Annotated in this window: 14 protein-coding genes and 2 rRNA genes; 5 read left to right on the top strand and 11 right to left on the bottom strand. The window is 60.5% G+C overall.

Annotated features, from left to right (window positions below):
* Window positions 1–5: 5 nt before the first annotated feature.
* The 8 genes from BM416_RS26750 to BM416_RS26715 form a co-directional block, all read right to left on the bottom strand.
* Window positions 6–1,451: an efflux transporter outer membrane subunit gene (locus BM416_RS26750; RefSeq protein ID WP_092490010.1), complete on the bottom strand. Its 1,446-nt coding sequence runs from the start codon at window positions 1,449–1,451 to the stop codon at window positions 6–8.
* Window positions 1,448–2,506, bottom strand: coding sequence for an HlyD family secretion protein (locus BM416_RS26745; RefSeq protein ID WP_092358600.1), 1,059 nt, complete (start codon window positions 2,504–2,506; stop codon window positions 1,448–1,450). Before BM416_RS26745 ends, BM416_RS26750 begins: the two co-directional genes overlap by 4 nt.
* A 15-nt stretch (window positions 2,507–2,521) precedes the next feature.
* A complete protein-coding gene (locus BM416_RS26740; RefSeq protein WP_092490009.1) occupies window positions 2,522–4,057 on the bottom strand; it encodes an MFS transporter in 1,536 nt (511 codons plus the stop codon).
* A gap of 174 nt (window positions 4,058–4,231) precedes the next feature.
* Window positions 4,232–5,152, bottom strand: coding sequence for a LysR family transcriptional regulator (locus tag BM416_RS26735; RefSeq protein ID WP_027608061.1), 921 nt, complete (start codon window positions 5,150–5,152; stop codon window positions 4,232–4,234).
* 59 nt (window positions 5,153–5,211) lie between these two features.
* Window positions 5,212–6,060 (bottom strand): ABC transporter permease, encoded by an 849-nt coding sequence (locus BM416_RS26730; protein WP_065940996.1) that lies wholly within the window; start codon window positions 6,058–6,060, stop codon window positions 5,212–5,214.
* Window positions 6,061–6,072: 12 nt separating this feature from the next.
* The gene (locus tag BM416_RS26725) at window positions 6,073–6,924 is read right to left on the bottom strand and encodes an ABC transporter ATP-binding protein (RefSeq protein ID WP_092490008.1); all 852 of its coding nucleotides are present in this window, start codon (window positions 6,922–6,924) and stop codon (window positions 6,073–6,075) included.
* Window position 6,925: 1 nt separating this feature from the next.
* Window positions 6,926–7,951, bottom strand: a complete 1,026-nt coding sequence (locus BM416_RS26720) for an ABC transporter substrate-binding protein (protein ID WP_092490007.1) — start codon at window positions 7,949–7,951, stop codon at window positions 6,926–6,928.
* Window positions 7,952–7,965: 14 nt separating this feature from the next.
* Complete coding sequence (locus BM416_RS26715) at window positions 7,966–8,859, bottom strand: TauD/TfdA dioxygenase family protein (RefSeq protein ID WP_092490006.1); 894 nt, start codon at window positions 8,857–8,859, stop codon at window positions 7,966–7,968.
* Between the two features lie 266 nt (window positions 8,860–9,125).
* On the opposite strand from BM416_RS26715, the gene BM416_RS26710 reads away from it, so the two are divergent.
* The 5 genes from BM416_RS26710 to BM416_RS26690 all read left to right on the top strand — a co-directional run bounded on the left by BM416_RS26710 (window position 9,126) and on the right by BM416_RS26690 (window position 15,723).
* On the top strand, window positions 9,126–9,833 hold the full coding sequence (locus BM416_RS26710; protein WP_092490005.1) for a GntR family transcriptional regulator: 708 nt from the start codon (window positions 9,126–9,128) through the stop codon (window positions 9,831–9,833).
* 338 nt (window positions 9,834–10,171) lie between these two features.
* Window positions 10,172–10,930 carry a DUF3050 domain-containing protein gene (locus tag BM416_RS26705; RefSeq protein ID WP_092490004.1) on the top strand — a complete coding sequence of 253 codons (759 nt, stop codon included), beginning with the start codon at window positions 10,172–10,174 and terminating at the stop codon, window positions 10,928–10,930.
* Entirely contained in the window at window positions 10,927–11,865 is a 939-nt protein-coding gene (locus BM416_RS26700) for a diiron oxygenase (RefSeq protein WP_092490003.1), read from the top strand. The genes BM416_RS26705 and BM416_RS26700 overlap by 4 nt, the downstream gene beginning before the upstream one ends.
* Complete coding sequence (locus BM416_RS26695) at window positions 11,862–15,239, top strand: amino acid adenylation domain-containing protein (RefSeq protein WP_092490002.1); 3,378 nt, start codon at window positions 11,862–11,864, stop codon at window positions 15,237–15,239. Before BM416_RS26700 ends, BM416_RS26695 begins: the two co-directional genes overlap by 4 nt.
* Before the next feature lie 19 nt (window positions 15,240–15,258).
* Window positions 15,259–15,723, top strand: a complete 465-nt coding sequence (locus BM416_RS26690) for an SRPBCC family protein (protein WP_065940988.1) — start codon at window positions 15,259–15,261, stop codon at window positions 15,721–15,723.
* A gap of 38 nt (window positions 15,724–15,761) precedes the next feature.
* Here BM416_RS26690 and BM416_RS26685 read toward each other — a convergent pair whose 3' ends face one another.
* The 3 genes from BM416_RS26685 to rrf (BM416_RS26675) form a co-directional block, all read right to left on the bottom strand.
* Entirely contained in the window at window positions 15,762–17,642 is a 1,881-nt protein-coding gene (locus BM416_RS26685; protein WP_092490001.1) for a methyl-accepting chemotaxis protein, read from the bottom strand.
* Between the two features lie 377 nt (window positions 17,643–18,019).
* Window positions 18,020–18,135: ribosomal RNA gene (gene rrf, locus BM416_RS26680) — 5S ribosomal RNA — on the bottom strand.
* A 109-nt stretch (window positions 18,136–18,244) separates the two neighbouring features.
* Window positions 18,245–18,331: ribosomal RNA gene (gene rrf, locus BM416_RS26675) — 5S ribosomal RNA — on the bottom strand; the annotation flags it as partial.

Genomic DNA, 18,331 nt, shown 5'->3' with positions numbered 1-18,331 from the left:
GTGGTTCAGCGCTCGGCGGTTTGCAGCGGATACACCGATTCCCACCCCCCGCCCAATGCCTTGTACAGGCCGACCATGGCCAACGACACGCCGGTAGAACTCTCTACCCACTGCTCCTGCGTGGCCAGCAGCGCGCTCTGCACGGTGAGCACGTTAACGAAATCCACCACGCCTTCAACGTATTGGTGCTGCGCGGTGGTCAGGGCGATCTGGTTCTGGCGCACGGCTTCGGCGAGGCTGTCGCGACGCAGTTGGCTGGCGTTGTAGCGGGTCAGTTGGTCGTCGATTTCATGCCAGGCACGCAGCACCGTTTGCTGGTAGGCCAGGGCCGCTTCCTGTTGCTGGGCTTCGCGCAGGTCCAGCATGCCTTGCAGGCGGCCGCCGTTGAACAGTGGCAGGCTCACTTGCGGGCCGAAGGCAAACGCGCGGGAGCCCCAGGAGCCGAAATCCGACAGTTGCATGGCCTGGGAGCCGAGGTTGCCGGACAAGGTGATGCGCGGGTAAAAATCGCCCTTGGCCACGCCGATGCTGGCGGTGGCGGCGTGCAGGCGCGCTTCCGCCTGGCGGATATCCGGACGGCGTTCGGCGAGTTCCGACGGCAGGCCGATGGCGACCTGGCGCTGGGTCTGCGGTACGGCGGCGTCCTTGGACAATTGCGCGTGCAGGGCCTGGGGTGGCTCGCCCATCAACAGGCTGAGGGCGTTGATCAACTGGTCCTGGCGTTGCTGCAGATCCGGCAGGCGCGCTTCGATGGCGGCGACCTGGGCGGCGGCTTCGGCGACGTCCAGGTCGGTGGCCACGCCGTCAGCCAGGCGCAGTTGCGAGAGCTTGAGGCTGTGGCGGGCGACGTCGAGGTTTTGCTCGGTCACCGCGCGGGTATTTTGCACGCCACGCAGTTGGATGTAGTCCTGGGCGGTCTCGGCCAGTACCGACAACAGCACGGCGCGGCGGTCGTTTTCCGCCACTTGCAGGGTGGCGTCGGCGGCTTCGGTTTCGCGTTTGACCCGCCCCCAGAAGTCCAGCTCCCAGGACGCCGAGAAGCCCGCGTCCCACTGGTTGAACGCGGAACGGCCGTTTTCGCCGGAGGGGTCGTTCAAGCCTTTGCCGCTGTTGCGTTTGCGCTGGTAGGCACCCGTGGCGTCGACAGTGGGATAGCGCTCGGCGGTGGTCACCTGGCGCACGGCGCGGCTTTGTTGCAGACGGCTGCTGGCCAGTTTCAGGTCGAGGTTATCGGTGAGCGCGCGGCGCGTGAGGGCCGACAGTTGCTCGTCGTGGAACACGTCCCACCAGCGCTCTTGCAGCGGCTCGCTGACCGCGCGGCTGGCGGCTTGTCGGCCCTGAGGTTCGCTCCATTGCGTGGCTTGCGAAGTGTGTGGGCGCTGAAAGTCCGGGCCGACGGTACAGGCGCTCAGGCTGATAACGCTCAGGGTGAGCCAGGCAAGGTGTCTCATTGCTGGGCCACCTCACGCTGCGGCGCGACCGGCTGGGTGTCGACGCTGGCCTCGACCGACATACCGACCCGCAGGCGCTCGGTCAGCGGTTGGTTGGGTTCGAGGACGATCTTCACCGGGATACGCTGCACCACCTTGGTGAAGTTGCCGGTCGCGTTATCCGGTTTGACCGATGCAAAGGTCACACCCGTGGCGGGCGCGAGGCTCTCCAGGTGGCCGTTGAGCAACTCCCCGTCGAGGCTGTCGACCCGCACCTGCACGGCCTGGCCGGCGTGCATATGGGAAAGCTGGGTTTCCTGGAAGTTGGCGACCACGTAGGCCTCGGCCAACGGCACCACCGCGAGGATCTTGCTGCCCGGGGTCACATAGGCACCGACCCGCACCGCACGCTCACCGACCATGCCATCCACCGGCGCGACGATGCGCGTGTAGGACAGCTGATAACTGGCCATTTCCAACGCGGCCTGGGCACGCTTGAGTCCACCTTCGGCCGCATCGCGCTGGGCAGTGAGGATTTCCACCTGCTTGCGCTCGGCCGCCAGCACCGCCGTGGCGTTAGCCAGGCGCGCGGTGGCCTGGTCAATGCGGGTCTTGGCTTGCTGGGCGTTCTGCACGGTACCCGCGCCCACGCCGGCGAGGTGGTTGTAGCGGTTCAGCTCGTGTTCGGCGAAGGCCACTTCGGCGCGGTCTGCCGCCACGGTGGCCTGGGCCTGGGCGATCACCGAGGTTTGGCGCTCCAGGGTCGCGGTGGCGTTTTTCAGCTGGGCCTGGGCGACCAGGGTGTCGGCGTCGGCGGCCTGGGCGGCGGCGCGAAAATCGCGGTCGTCGATCAGCGCCAGCAGTTGGCCGGCCTTGACGCGCTGGTTGTCTTCCACCAGCACTTCCTTGATAAAGCCCGCCACACGTGGCGCCACCAGGGTGAAATCGGCGGCGACGAAGGCGTCGTTGGTGGCCTGGCGCTTGTTGCCCAACAGGCCGGGCGCGACCAGGTACACCAGCACGCCGACGGCAAACACGGCGATAACGGAGACGGCGATTTTGTCTTTGCGTTTCATGGGAAGTCCTTGTGGCTAGGTCGGTGCGCGAGGCGGAAAAATCCGCGTGGGCATCCAGAAAATCAGCAGGATCAACGCCACCGCGACAGCGGCCATGACGTAATAGAGATCCGAAGAAGTCAGCACCACGGCCTGCTCGTGCAGGCGGTGGGCCAGGCCCGGCGCATCGCCGTCGGCCAGGGGCGAGTTACCCAGGCGGTCCACCAGCATGGTCGAATGAAAGTGCTGGCGCTGGGTGGTCAGCGCATCCAGCACGCCGGTGGCAATCACGGCGGCCAGGCCTTTGACGGTGTTGAACCAGGCCGAGGCGAACGGCCCATCCGCCGGTTGAATGCTGCCGGTGGAGAGCATCAGCAGCGGCAACACCGCCATGGGCTGCCCGAAGATTTGCAGCAGGTACAGGCCGTAAAAATCGTCGCGAATCCATGCCGAGGTCAGGTGCGCACTGCCCACGCAACACAGCACCAACATCCCCAGCCCGATCCCCAGGACCCAGCGGCAATCGACCCAGCGCAGGTTGCACAACGCCGCCACCAGCGGCAGCGCGATCAATTGCGGCAGCGCCATCAGCAGCATCACCGGCGCGGTTTGCAATGGGCGATAACCCTGGACCTGAGCGAGGAAACTCGAGGGGATGATGATCACCGAGGTCAGCACCATCAGCACGCCTGCCAGCACGATCAGGGCAAACGCCAGGTTGCGCAGGCCGAGCATCTGCAATTTGAAAAACGGCATCGGGTGCGACCATTCATTGAGCATGAACAGCACCAGCAGCACACTGCCGCCGCATAGCAGGAAGGTGATCAGGCCCGACTCGAACCAGTCCAGGCGATTGCCCTGCAGAATGCCGATCACCAGCATGCAGATCGCCGGAAACCCCAGCAGCAGGCCGCGCCAGTTGAACTGCTTGAAGCGCTCCAGGCGCAGCGGGTCTTGCGGCAAACCGTAGGCCACGGCGGCCATGGCCAGCAGGCACGGCCCGACGATCTGCCAGAACGCCCACTGCCAACCGACGTATTCGGTCCACAGTGCCGCCAACGGCGTGCCAAGGCTCGGCCCGAACGTGGCGGTAAGTGCGTAGCCAGCCAGGCCATACAGCTTGACGTTGGCCGGCAGGAAGCGCAGCGCCACGGTCATCAGCATCGGCGGCAAGGCACCGCCGGCCAGACCTTGCACGGTACGCAGCAGCAGCAGGCTTTGGTAGTTCGGCGCAAACGGGCACAGGATCCCGAGCACGGTGAACAGGCCGATGGCGCACAGGGTGAAGCGCCGCAGGGAAAACGTCACCGAACACCAGGGCGCAAAAGCCATGGCCGACACGGAGGTGGCCGTGTACGCGGCCACCAGCCAGGTGCCTTCGTCAAAGCCGATGTACAGCGCGCCGCGAATATCCGCGAGGGCCACCTTGGTGACCATCTCGTTGAGGCCGGACACCAGCACCGCGAGCAACACGCCGACCAGGCCGATGATGATGCGCGGGCCGAATACAGGCGGGGTGATGGCGGTGGGTCTGGCTGCGGCCGCAAGGGTGGGGGCAGCGAGGGAAGTCATGAACAGGCAGCTCGGGATTAGAAATACCCGAGCAGTTTAATCAGGCACATGCATGACAAAAAGTTACTTATTGGCAGCTTATAACTGCACGAAACACAATCCTGAATCCGTCAAAAATCCCATGTGGGAGGGGACTTGCTCTCTCCCACATTTTGACCGTGCATGGCTTGTAGATCAGGTGGGTTGGGCTTCCAGCCAGGTGGCGTGGCAACTTTCGCGCATGGTTTCGCGCAGCCACTTATGAGCCGGATCTTTGTCGAAGCGCGGGTGCCAGGATTGAGCCAATACCAACGTCGGCAGCGAGATCGGCAACGCAAACGCGCGCAGTGGCAGCTTCAAGCGGTTGGCGCTCAACAGGGCTTCCTTGGGCACCGGCAGAATCAGGTCGGAATCGGGCAACATGAACATCGCACCGTGAAAACCCGGCGCAATCATCGCCACCCGCCGCTCCAGGCCCTGGGCATTCAACGCGGTATCGATCGGCCCACGGGCGATGCCACGCCGCGAGATACTGATATGGGAATAGCTGGCGAAGCGCGCGGCGGTGATCTCGTCGTCAAACAACGGGTGGTCCTCCCGCGCAAGGCCCACGAAGGTGGTGGAAAACAGGTTCTGCACCTTCACTTCCGGGGTGACCGGCATGGTGTTGCTCACGCGCAGGTCCAGCCGCCCTTCGCGCAGGGCTTCATCATCGGTGTCGCCTTCAGGCACGAAACACAGCTCGCACAGTGGCGCCATGCGCTCCATTGTGTCGAACAGCCGACCGCCATACACGCCGATGAAAAAGTCATTGGCGCGCACACTGAAGCGACGGCGCAAGGTGCTCAAATCAACCTGATCCGCCGAGCGAAACAGCAACGCCGCCTGCTCCACCACGTTGCGCACCTGGCCTTGCAGCTGCAGGGCCTTGGGCGTCGGCACCAGGCCGCGACCGGCGCGCACCAGGATCGGGTCGCCTACCGCTTCGCGAATACGTGTGAGGGTACGGCTCATGGCCGCCGGGCTGAGGTTCATCCGCCGCGCGGCGCCCACCACGCTGCCCTCATCGAGCAGGGCGTCGAGGGCGACCAACAGGTTCATGTCGGGTAGTTGCATGCCAAGCACTCGTGGTCAGTCGGGAGTGAGCTGGCCGCAATCGTAGCAGGCTGGGTGCATCAGCGCTGCATGCCCCACCGTTTCACGGTGAGCCGCTCGAAGGTGTCGAACACCAGGTTTTCTACCAACAGGCCGATCAGGATCACCACCGCCAGGCCGGCGAATACCTTGTCGGTGTACAGCTCGTTGCGGTTCTGGAAGATGTACCAGCCCAGGCCGCCCTTGCCGCTGGTCGCACCGAATACCAGCTCGGCGGCGATCAGGGTGCGCCAGGCGAAGGCCCAGCCGATTTTCAGCCCGGCGAGGATCGACGGCAGTGCCGCCGGGATCAGGATGAACAGCACGAAACGCATGCCCTTGAGGCCATAGTTGCGACCGGCCATGCGCAGGGTTTCGGACACACCGAGAAACCCGGAATATGTGTTGAGCGCCAGCGCCCACAACACCGAATGCACCAGCACGAAAATCAGGCTGTTCTGGCCCAGGCCGAACCACAGCAGCGCCAGCGGCAATAAGGCGATGGCCGGCAGTGGGTTGAACATCGAGGTCAGGGTGCTCAGCAGGTCACGGCCCAGTTGCGTCGACACCGCCAGGGTGGTCAGGGCAAACGCCAGCACGATGCCGATCAGGTAGCCCTTGATCAGTACCACCAGCGAGATGCTCACCTTGCCCAGCAGTTCGCCACTGAGCAGGCCGTCATAGAGCGCGTGAAAGGTCTGCAGGAAGCTCGGCAGCAGCAGGTCGTTGTTCTGGTAGCGCGCGACGGCTTCCCAAAGGATCGCGAGCACGATCAGGATCAGGCCCTTGCGCAGCCAGCCTTGCTGCCACAGGCGTTGGCGCAGGGGCAGTTCGCGTTCCACGGGGACGCTGAGCAGCGGCTCAAGGTTGATTTCGTATTCCTGGCGCATTGGGTTGTCCCCTTAGTAAGCGATGCGGATGTCGGCGAAACCCAACTCACGTTCGGCCTCGGGCGCTTCATCGAACAACAGCCGATGAATCCGCCGCGCCGACGCCTGGAACTCCACGCCACCGAGGCTGTGCAGGTCGTATTGATGGCTGTGGATTTCCGCGCGCACACGCCCCGGATGCGGCGACAGCAGCAGGATGCGATTACCCACCACCAGCGCCTCTTCGATGGAGTGGGTGACGAACAGCAGGGTGAAGCGCACTTCTTCCCAGAGCAGCAGCAATTCTTCCTGCATCTTGCGCCGGGTCAGGGCGTCGAGGGCGGCGAAGGGTTCGTCCATCAGCAGGATCTTCGGCTGCATGGCCAGGGCGCGGGCGATGGCGACGCGGGCTTTCATGCCGCCGGAAAGGGTGTGCGGGTAAGCGTCGGCAAAGGCGCTGAGGCCGACCTTGTCGAGGTAGTGCAGCGCCCGTTCTTCGGCTTCGCGACGCGGTAAGGTCTTCGACGCCAGCAGCGGAAACATCACGTTCTGCTTGACGGTTTTCCACGGCGGCAGCTGGTCGAATTCCTGGAACACCACGATGCGGTCCGGGCCCGGCTGTTCGACCTTTTGCCCCAGCAGGCGGATCTCGCCTTCGCAGGGCTTGATGAACCCGGCAATGGACTTGAGCAGCGTGGATTTGCCGCAACCCGATGGGCCGAGCAACACGTAGCGATCCGCCGGGTCGATCTCGAAGCTGACTTGGTGCGTGGCGCGCACCACGCGCTCGGGGGTGCGGTATTCCAGGCTGACGTTATCCACCGCCAGCAATGGTGCGGCGGTGTGCAGGTTGCTGGCCGTGTGGCCTTGCAAGGGCGCGTTCATCTCAACTTCCTTGCAGGGGCTTGGCATCCTGGAAGAAGTAGTCCTTCCACGATTCAGGCTTGTTTTTGATGGCGCCGACGCGGTAGAGGAATTCCGCCAGCGGGTAGGTGTTTTTTGGCGTGACGCTGAATTCGAACTGCGGGTTGTCGATGATTTTCAGCAATTCGGCGCGGTCGATCTTGGCTTTGGTGACGCGAATGTAAGTGTCGGCCGCCGCGCCTTTATCGTTCTGGGCGAATTGCGCGGCTTCGGTCAACGCGTCGACAAATGCCTTGTAGGTCTTCGGGTTGTCGTTGCGGAATTTTTCGGTGGCGAACAGTACCGTTGGCGAGTTCGGCCCCAGCAGGTCGTAGGTGTTCAGCACCACATGCACGTTCGGGTTGGCCAGGGCCTGGTCCTGGAACGGCGGGTTGGAGAAGTGCCCGGTCAGTTCGGTGCCGCCGGCGATCAGGGCAGCGGTGGCATCCGGGTGCGGGACGGCGACGGTGTACTTGTCGAGGCGATTGAATTCCTTGTCGCCCCATTGCTTGGCGGCGGCGTATTGCAGGAAGCGCGACTGTACCGACACGCCCACCGCCGGCACGGCGATACGGTCTTTGTCGGTGAAGTCGGCAATGGTCTTGACCTTGGGATTGTTACTTACCAGGTAGTAGGGGAAGTTGCCCAGGGAGGCCACGGCCTTGACGTTCTGCTTGCCATGGGTGCGGTCCCAGATGGTCAGCAGCGGGCCGACGCCGGCACCGGCGATATCGATCGAGCCGGAGAGCAGTGCGTCGTTGACCGCTGCGCCGCCGGACAGCTGGGTCCAATCGACCTTGATGTCGAGACCTTCCTGCTTGCCGTATTTTTCGATCAGGTTCTGGTCGCGCACTACGTTAAGCAGCAAGTAGACGATACCGAACTGTTCGGCGATGCGGATCTCGCCTTCGGCCTGCGCAGCCGTCGGCGCCACCAGGCTGCCGGCCAACAGGCTGATACCGAGGCCGACGGTCGTGGCCAGCCGTGCAAATGGGGTTTTCCTGGACATGCTCATGCTCCGAATCAGAAAGGCGCGTCGCCCTGGATGGTGGTGCGAAACAGTTTGCGGCGCAGATGGCTCGGGCAACCGGCGGCCAGGTGGATCAGCGAGCGGTTATCCCAGAACACCAGGTCGTGGGGCTGCCATTGGTGGCGGTAGATGTTGTGCGGCAGCACACTGTAGGCGTAGAGCTGGGCCAGCAGGTCGCGGCTTTCGTCTTCCGGCAGGCCGACGATGCGGGTGGTGAAGCCTTCACTGACGAACAGTGCCTTGCGGCCGTTTTCCGGGTGGGTGCGCACGATGGGGTGAACCACTTCCGCGACTTGGGCAAGCTGCTCGGGCGTCAACGTCGGGCGCCAGTTGCCTTCGAATTTGGTTTCGCTGTAGCGCGCGGTATAGGAGTGTGCAGCACTGCGGCCTTCAACAGCTTTGCGCAGGTGCTCGGGCAGTTGGTCCCAGGCTTTGTGCATGTCGGCAAACAGGGTATCGCCGCCTTCGGACGGCAGCTCCTGGGCGTGAAGCATCGAGCCCAGGCTCGGCAACTCTTTATAGGACAGGTCCGAGTGCCAGAATTTGCCTGCGTCACCCAGGCCGATGGATTGGCCGTTTTCGATGATGTTGGAGACGATCAGGATCTCCGGGTGGTTGGCCAGCAGGAACTGCTTGAGCACGTGGATCTGCAGGACGCCAAAGCGGCGGCTGAAAGCGATCTGTTGTTCGGGGGTGATGCGTTGGTCGCGGAACACCACGACGTGGTGATCCAGATGCGCGCGATGAATACGGGCGAAATCCTGGTCGTTGACTGGCCGGGACAAATCCAGGCCAACAATCTCGGCACCGACGCTGCCGGGCAGTGGTCGAATCTCGAACGTTTGGGCGGTAAGGGTCGCTGTTGGAACAGTAGAGGTGGCGGACATGAGTTCACTCCCGGTCAGACAGGAGAGTGACTTTATAGGCATAAGAACGGTAATTTAAATACCGTTAGAGAATATATATATGCGGTAATGTCGCAATAAGTCAGCGGCGTGTCAGACCTGGCAAAACCCGTGCGTGGGCCACCAGAGTCGCGCGTTGAAACGCTTACAAGCCGAAACCGTACTCGTTTGACAAGCCTATGGACAGCCTCTAGTGTGCATTGGATCCAATTAGCCACCACTATTTTAATAAGGAGGATAGCGTAACCGTGACGCAGAAGCCGAACCCGTTGAACAGCATCAAGATCACCGGCCCTATTCCCGCCCATCTTGCTCGCTCCGTGATTGAAGAAACCTTGCGCAATGCCATCCTTGATGGCCGCTTGCCCTGCGGTACCGCCATGCGTCAGCAGGAGCTGGCCAGCCTGTTCGGGGTCAGCCGCATGCCGGTGCGTGAAGCCTTGCGCCAGTTGGAGGCCCAGTCACTGCTGCATGTGGTCACCCACAAGGGCGCCGTGGTTGCACCGTTGATCGAAGACAATTCGGCTGAGACCTATGAGCTGCGAATGTTGCTGGAGTCTGAAGCCCTGCGTTTGTCGATTCCCTTGCTGACCGAAGCCGATATCACCGAGGCAGACACGCTCATCTGTGCCCTGGAACAGGAAAAAGACTACACCGAGATTGGCCGTCTCAATCGCCTGTTCCACATGACCCTGTATGGCAAGGCCCCCAACCAGCGGCTGCTTAAGCTGGTGGAGCACGGGCTGAATGAGGAGGAGCGCTTCCTGCGTTTCAACCTCGAGGCGATGGGGCTGGGCGAGACTTCCCAGGAAGACCACCGTGAACTGCTGAACCTGGTGGCACAAAAGAAGGTCGAGGAAAGCATCCTGACGCTGCGTAATCACTTGATGCGCGGGATGGAAGTGATCACAACCTATCTCGATAATCTCGACGCCGCCGCAAAGAAGACGCTCTAACAAGGCGTAAGGTCGCTCGGCTTGCCCGTCGAGCACTGCGGGGTTCCCTACCTGGCCAAGTAGCGCCCCGCGCAGAAGAAACTTCCCACTCTTATAAAGTAAGTTGCCGACAGCTTATATTATTTAGAAAAACATCTAATGCATTCATATACTGGCCAACTTGTTTAACCCGCTTATCATCTTTCATTACTAAATCAGTCACTTAATTCGACCGTGCAGTCCCACTTGCGTGAGCGCGCGTGCGCGCAAAGCCTGGTTTACATCTTTTTTATCTTCTTGCGGCATACAAAAGCCCAACGTTGTTTTAGCGGCGACGCAATAATTTATAGGCATCAACCATGTACCCACCTTTACTGGAACAAAGAAAACGGCTGTTGTGCAGCCATCCGTTATTTCTGGAAATAACTTCGCTGGAAAAGTTACGACTGTTCATGGAGAACCATGTATTCGCTGTCTGGGACTTCATGACGCTCACCAAACGCCTGCAGCAGGACCTGACCTGCACACGGCTGCCCTGGCTGCCACCGGCCGATCCTCAAGCCGCACGCCTGATCAATGAGATAGTGCTGGGCGAAGAATCAGACTCTCACCCCAGGCAAGGCCATTGCAGCCACTTCGAGTGGTACCTGGAAGCCATGGTCGAAGTCGGCGCCAGCACCTCGGCGATACACCGTTTCATTGCACTGCAGCACCAAGGCGTGGAAGCAAGCACTGCCCTGCGCATGGCCGAGGTTCCTGCTGGCGCAGCGCGCTTCGTCAGTGACACGCTGCGCATGGCGCTGGAAGCCCCTACCCATTGCGTAGCAGCCGCATTCCTTCATGGGCGTGAGCGCGTCATCCCAAGTATGTTCGAACACCTCCTGCAGCCCGACACGCTCATCCATCGCCAGGCATCCGCCTTGTGTGGTTACTTCGAGCGCCACATTGAGGTGGACACTGAGCATCATGGGCGAGCAGCAGAGCAGTTGCTCGAACGCCTGGTGGGTGCCGACCCGACTTATCCGCAGCAGGCCCACGACGCAGCCCTTGCCGCCGTAGAAAGCCGTATCACGTTCTGGGACGAGGTGCGCGCCGCGCTGCACGAGGTGCACCCATGAATACCGCCGGATACACCACCATCGCCGACGACTGGGAACGCCGCGCCACCATCCGAACCCGCCCTCGCCGCCTGTTGGAAGACGACGACAAGCTGATCTACCCACTGTGCCGTCAGCCCTTGGTACTCAACTCGACCTTCATGGAACATTGCTCGCAATGGCGCGACTTCGTGCTGGTGCAAAGCTTCTATAAGTTCATCCACGATGTGGTGATTTTCGAAACCGAAATCGTCGACAAGGCCGCGCGCAGCATTGCCAAGAATCGCTTCTCGGTGCCCTTCCCGCTTGCCTGTCGCGTTGATGCGATGACGGTTGTGGTAGACGAGGACTACCACGCCTTGGTGGCCCTGGATTTCATGCAACAGACTGTCGCAATGACGGGCATACAACCGATTGACCTGCCCGGGCATATCGAACTGAGTCGCGCGCTGCCGGCGGCGCAGGCGCAGGCTCCGGAACACCTGAGCGATGCTGTGGAGCTGATTGGCGTAGCCATCGCCGAAAACACCGTGACCCACGATGTCGCAGCGTTTTCCAAGGACCGCAGTGTCAAGGCCTCCATAAGAGGCTTGATGGACGACCACCTGTTTGACGAAGGTCGCCACGCGCAGTTCTGGACGCGGCTGGTGCGCATCTACTGGCAAGCCGCGAGCCCGGAGGACCGTGACAGCATCGCTCACGTACTGCCGACATTCCTAGCGCATTACCTGACCAACGACCTGCAGAAAAACTTCGACCTGCGCCTGATCGAACACCTGGACATCAGCGAGCGCCTGCGCGGTGTGCTGCGCGATGAAATATCAGCGCTGACGTTCCCCATCACCCGCCAGCACCCGTTGATGGCCAATATCATGGGCTTCCTGCAACACAGCGGCTTGCTGCAAACGCCGAGTGTGGGACAAGTGCTGAACGACTACCTGTCGGTGTCGCCATGAGGTGCTTGACCATCGGCTGGTGCGGCACAAGCAAGGTACTGGGCGAAATCAGGCCAATGCTGGAACAGTACGGCCATGTTTCAGGGGATGAGGCCACCGACCTGTGGATTGAAGACGGCAGCCTGCCGTTGCCGGATGACGTGGGCGAAACCACCTGTATAAGTCTGCGCCTGGGGATTAGCACGTTGAGCGACGGTGGGTTGCCTGCGCTGCAAGTGCGCGCCTATGACCATGACCGACGCTTGTTCGCCGTGCTGGACATCGCCGAGGAGCCCAGTGGCAACGGCCAGCGATTGCGTCAGCAGGCAACAACCGCGCTGGTGGATTGGGTCGCACTGCTGGTCAGTGGCTTCTCACGTGACCCCGAGTCTCTGTCTACGAGCGCGATTGCCACTGACTGGCCCGAGCACGGCCTGCACGGGCTTGAGCCGTTGGCATTTATGCATCGATTCAATCGTACGGCAAACCCTGCCCTGATCCAGGAAGCCCAGGTACCGGTGATCGAACGGGTGCAGGCCAGCCTTGACCTGTTCGCCGATCGGCCGGCGCTGAACATTGCGGGGCACACCGTGACCTACCGCCAACTGCACCTACAGGCCATGGCGATTCAGCTGCGATTGCGCCCGCTGCTGGAGGCGCTTGAGGCGCCACCGGTGATCGCTGTATGCCTGGAAAAATCCATGGCGTTGTATGCCAGCATTCTTGCCGTACTGGGCAGTGGCGCGGTGTACCTGCCACTGGGGCCTGATCAACCCACACAACGCCATCGGGCCATGCTCGAAAACGCCGGGGCCCGCGTATTGCTGGATGCCGGCCAACATCCATTACGGGAGCGTTTCATTTCACTGGATGTCAGCACAGTCGAGCCGCACAACGCCAACTCCCCGTCCTCGCTGATGCACGATCGCCCCTGCTCGGATATGCCGTGCATGGTGCTCTATACATCGGGCAGTACGGGCCAGCCCAAGGGTGTGCTGCTCAGCCAAGCTAACCTGGCGCATTTCACGACCTGGTTCGGGTCCTGCATGACGCAGGATGAACGGAGCCGCGTCCTGCAGTTTTCGCCCTTGGGTTTCGACTCGTCATTGATCGAAATCTTCCCCGCCCTGATTGCCGGCGCCGAGTTGATCGTGCCCAGTGAGGAACAGCGACGCGACCCTGGCCAACTGTTGGAATTGCTCCGCCGACAGCGTGTCACTCATGCCTTCCTGCCGCCTGCGCTGCTCAATATCCTGCCGCCGGATTCCCCCCTGGGCGTGACGCATCTGCTCACCGGTGGCGATGCCTGCGAACCCCATGTAATCGAGCGGCTGGCAGGACAGTGCCAGTTGCACAACCTCTATGGTCCCACCGAAACCACAGTATTGATTACGCACCGGACGTTCGCCCCCGACGACAATAATCGCAATGTCGGCCACCCCATCGCCAATAGCCAGGTGCTGATCCTCGATGACGATCTGCAACCGGTGGATGAGCAGGTGATGGGCGAGCTATACATCGTCGGGCCCGGAGTAAGCCTGGGATATGTGAATGCGTCGCCGCAGGCTGACAGCCCGTTCGTCGAACTGCTGGTGCCGGGCGGCCAAACGCTGCGGGCCTACCGCAGCGGTGACTTGGCGCAGTGGACCGCCGAAGGGATTGTGCTGGGTGGGCGTCGCGACGACCAGGTAAAGATCCGCGGTTTTCGGGTCGACCCCCGGGAGATTGAACAATGCCTGCGCAGCAGCAGGCTGTATCGCGAGCTGGCCGTGGTGATCGACCATGAAAGCAGGATCTGCGCCTTTGTCGCCCAGCCTGAACCCAACGCTACCCTGGTGGCCTTGCAGCAGCATGCACGCCAGTGGCTACCGGACTACATGCAACCTGGTTTCTGGGTGGAACTGCCAGCCATGCCGCACAGCGACAACGGCAAGGTCGACCGCAAGGGGCTGCTGTCGCGCCCCTTCCTCCCCCTTTTACAGGCCACTCCCCGCGCCACGCGCACGCCGCTTCAAGCGCGATTGAGCGACCTTTGGGGTGAACTGCTGGGCTTGCCCGCCAGCCAGTTGCCCATCAATGAAAGCTTCTTTGCACTGGGCGGCCATTCGATTTTGCTGTCGACGCTGTTGTTGCGCGTTCGCGAGCAATTTGGCCGTAGTTTCGCGTTGAGCCATTTCATTGAAGTACCGACTATTCGTACGCTCGCAACGCTGATGGAGGAGGGTGAACTGCCAGACGCATCCTCTGCCCAAGCGGCCATCGACGCTCAACGGGAGTGGGAAATCAATCCGTTGCAAGGGGACCGCGCAGGCAATCCGCACAAGGTGATCGTGACGGGGGCCAACAGTTTCGTCGGCGTCCATATTGTCGAGGCGTTGTTGAACGCCGGTGCCACCGAGGTGGCGTGCCTGGTGCGTGACTTGCCGGGGAGTCCTGCGATGGCTCGTTTTACCCAGGCGTTGCGTGACTACCAACTGGAACATCTGGACTTGAGCCGGGTGCGAGTTTTCGCCGCCGATGTCAGCCTGCCGCGATTGGGTTTGGCCTGTGACGCGTATGACGTACTCGCCGCAGACTTTGGCGCGCTGGTGCACAACGCAGCACGGGTCAACCACGTGATGGACTACGCCTCACTGGCCAGGGACAACGTCGACCCTATATTCGAATGCCTGCGCCTGTGCGAAACCCGCTGCAAGAAAGTCTTCAACTTTGTTTCGACGTTGTCGGCCGCCAGCAGCATCGGCACGACGGGGCATGTGCTCGAAGCTCCGGCGGCAGCCACCCTGCCGCTGTACATCCGAAATGGCTATAACCTGTCCAAGTGGGTCGCCGAGCGAGTCCTGGGGCGTGCAATCGAGCAAGGGGCCTGGGTGAACATCCATCGCCCTGGAAATATCAGCTTCAACAGCCGTAACGGTGTCTGCCAGCCACAGAAAAATCGCCTGATGCTGATGCTCAAGGGCTCGCTGCAGTTGGGCATGCTGCCGAGGTTGGACTTGAATTTCGACCTGATGCCCGTGGACTTTCTGGCTCGCTTCATTGCGTTCCACTGCAATCGCTTTCAAGCCGATAGAAGCGTATTCAACCTGCATAACCCACAACCACTGAGCTGGGAGCACTACCTGGATGCATTCAAGCGGGCGGGCCACCGGTTCGAGCGGGTCAGTACTGCGCATTGGCAGCAGGCACTGCGAACGGTAAGCCAGGACAATGCGATGTTTGGTGTACTCGGGTTTTACCTTGATCGACTGGATGAAGACATCGGTGACACCTCGATGATCCTCCATCACAACGCGCAACGCGGCGTTCAGCAGATGGGTGAGCAATACCCCGAAAAAGACCCGGCACTGCTGAGTAAAGGCTGCAACTACCTCAAGGCCATCGGCTTTCTTTGAACCGCTTCAGGACAACTTCATGAAACCGCTGCAACCCGATACGTTAATTCATAACCCGAACGGCCAGCCGATAGTGTCCTCTGTCGTGATCGACTGCCATGCCAATCGTCTATGGAACATGGTGGGGCAGTTTGCAGGCTTCGATGCGTTCATCCCTTCCTTGACGCATATCGAAATGATCGGCACCGGAGTGGGCGCTTTACGCACGAAATTTTTCCGCGATGGCAACCGCGTCGTAGAACAACTCAATAGCCGGGATGAGCAAGCGATGCACATGACCTGGACCACGATCTACAACACCCTGGGCGTGGCCAGGTTGTGGGCCGCAATCAAAGTGGAAGCGCTTGGAGCACACTGCTCCAAGGTAACCTGGACCATCATTGCCGACCCCCTGGAGACGGCACAGGAAGGATTTGAACAGTTTGTACAAGGCTTCGCAGACAGCGCGCTGGACAATGTTCGCCGCTTGCTGGGTAAGCAGTAGGAGCGAAACGGCTCGCTCCTACTCGTACACTCAGTGGCTCAGATCTTGAAGCTGTCGACCAGCTGCTTCAACCGATTGGCCTGTTGCGACAACGCATCGCAGTCTTTCAGGGTTTCGTTGAGGTTGGTCACACCCTGCTGGTTCAGCAGGTTGATCTGGTTGATATCGACGTTGAGGGTTTCCACCACCGCAGTTTGCTCCTCGGTGGCCGCAGCGACGGACTGGTTCATGCCGTCGATCTCGACAATTCGCTGCGTTACGCTGACCAGGCGCTCACCGGCCTGGTTGGCCACCTGGACACTTTCCTCGCTGGAGGTCTGGCTGGCATTCATGGTGGTCACTGCTTCACGCGACCCCACTTGCAGCGAAGTGATCATTTTATGAATCTCCTCAGCCGACTCCTGGGTACGGTGAGCCAGGTTACGCACCTCGTCGGCGACCACGGCAAACCCACGTCCGGCTTCCCCGGCGCGTGCTGCTTCAATCGCAGCGTTCAGTGCCAACAAGTTGGTTTGCTGGGAGATGCCTTTGATCACATCAAGGATGTGGCCGATATTGTCGGTGCTGGCGTTCAGGGTTTCGATCTGAGTGCAGGACAGGCTGATTTTCTGCGACAGCTCCGACATTGCCAGGATGGTTTGCTCGACCACTTTACGCCCATCATCGGCCTGCTCGCTGGCACCGCTGGCGTGCTGTGAAGCATCGGCGGCGTTACGCGCGATTTCCTGAGTGGCAGCCCCCAGTTCGTTGATTGCGGCGGCCACGCTGTTGGTGCGTGCGCTTTGCTCATCAGAGCCGATGATCGAGGCGTTGGATGACGCCATCACACGCTGAGACAGATCATGCACCTGACGTGTTGCAGAAGACACTTCGGAAATCGAGGCGTGGATACGCTCCACGAACCGGTTGAACGCGCTGCCCACTTCACCGAACTCGTCTTTACTGGTGACCGTCAAGCGGCGGGTCAGGTCGCCCTCACCTTGGGCAATGTCCTGCATGGCAATGCCCATGGTGGTCAGGGGCCGCAGTAACACTTGAATCAACAGGCTCAAGAGCACGGCAATCGCGACTACGGCGATCAGCATGGCGATCAATGCAGACGTACGGAATTTGCCCAACGGCGCGTAGGCTTTGTCTTTATCAATCGACAGGCCGATATACCAATCTGCACCGGGCAAGCCACTGATAGGTGTGAACGACAGGATGCGATCCTGGCCCTTGAGAACTACGTCCTGATTAACTTTCTCAATACGGACGTTAGTGCCTGGGTAGATGTCCTTGAGATTTTTCATCACCTGGTCTTCGTCAGGACTTACGATGACTTGGCCGTCGCCGCTGACCAGAAACGCATGGCCGATGCCGCCGAAGTCCACCGAATTGATGATTTTCACCAGGGTTTGCAGGCTCAGGTCTCCGCCGACCACGCCGAGCAACTCACCGTTCTTTTTCACCGGCATAGCGATAGTCACGATCTGCCCACCCACGGCGGCCATATAGGGCGGCGTGAGCATGGGTTTATCGGCAACCACGGCTTGCTTGTACCAAGGACGCTGACGAGGATCGTAGCCGTCAGGCATTTTTGCGTCCGGGCGCTGGGTGAACACACCGTTGGTTTGGCCAACGTAGGTGAACTGGAAGTTCGAGGTGAACGCCGGTTGATCGACCAACCCTGGAAGATCAGCAGCACTACCCTGATGGGCAACGTTTTGCGTCAGACTTTCGAGCACCAGTATTCGACCGCTAAGCCAGTTCTGCACACTACTCGCGGTGAGCTCACCGGACTGCTGGATAGACGACTCCAGATTCTGTTTGATGGTGCTGCGCTGCAGGTAATCGTTGTAAAGCGTGAATAACGCGAAGGCCAGAACCACAACGCCTGACGCAGCCAACAGAATTTTATGACTGAATTTGAGATTCATTTCATCGACTTCTTTTTGCCAAATGGGGGTGAGCGTGCCGAGAGGAACATTCCATGTAACGGTATAGGCGGCGTCTCGGGCCGCTCTATTTCGGTGCACGCATGGCTCATCAGGCTTTCGGCCAAGCTGGAGGAAAGCTTAGGGAATTGTGGGATGAATCGCCCTTTTACGTAGGAAACCGACCAAAGGTTGTCGTACAAGATTTAGAAGTAAAAAATTCTTTCCTACTACCTGTGTGGTGCTCTTGAAGCAGGTCAGTGCCATGAACATGATTTTGGAGTTGGGTAGGTGTAGTTGCTGCTCGCTTACAGAGTTCATAAACCCTCTAAACGACAAAACCCCTGTCTACATGAGCAGACAGGGGTTCTGGAATTTGATCTTGACGATGACCTACTCTCACATGGGGAAACCCCACACTACCATCGGCGATGCATCGTTTCACTGCTGAGTTCGGGATGGGATCAGGTGGTTCCAATGCTCTATGGTCGTCAAGAAATTCTGTGTACCGGAGCGTTGCTTTAGCAACGTGCCGATGAAATTCATGGACTTCTACATAAACGAAACCCCTGTCTGCGTTAGCAAACAGGGGTTTCGGAATTTAATCTTGACGATGACCTACTCTCACATGGGGAAACCCCACACTACCATCGGCGATGCATCGTTTCACTGCTGAGTTCGGGATGGGATCA

Origin of the sequence: Pseudomonas sp. NFACC42-2 (assembly GCF_900116055.1) — a bacterium.
Lineage (GTDB): Bacteria > Pseudomonadota > Gammaproteobacteria > Pseudomonadales > Pseudomonadaceae > Aquipseudomonas > Aquipseudomonas marginalis.
This window is presented reverse-complemented; position numbering and strand designations above follow the sequence as displayed.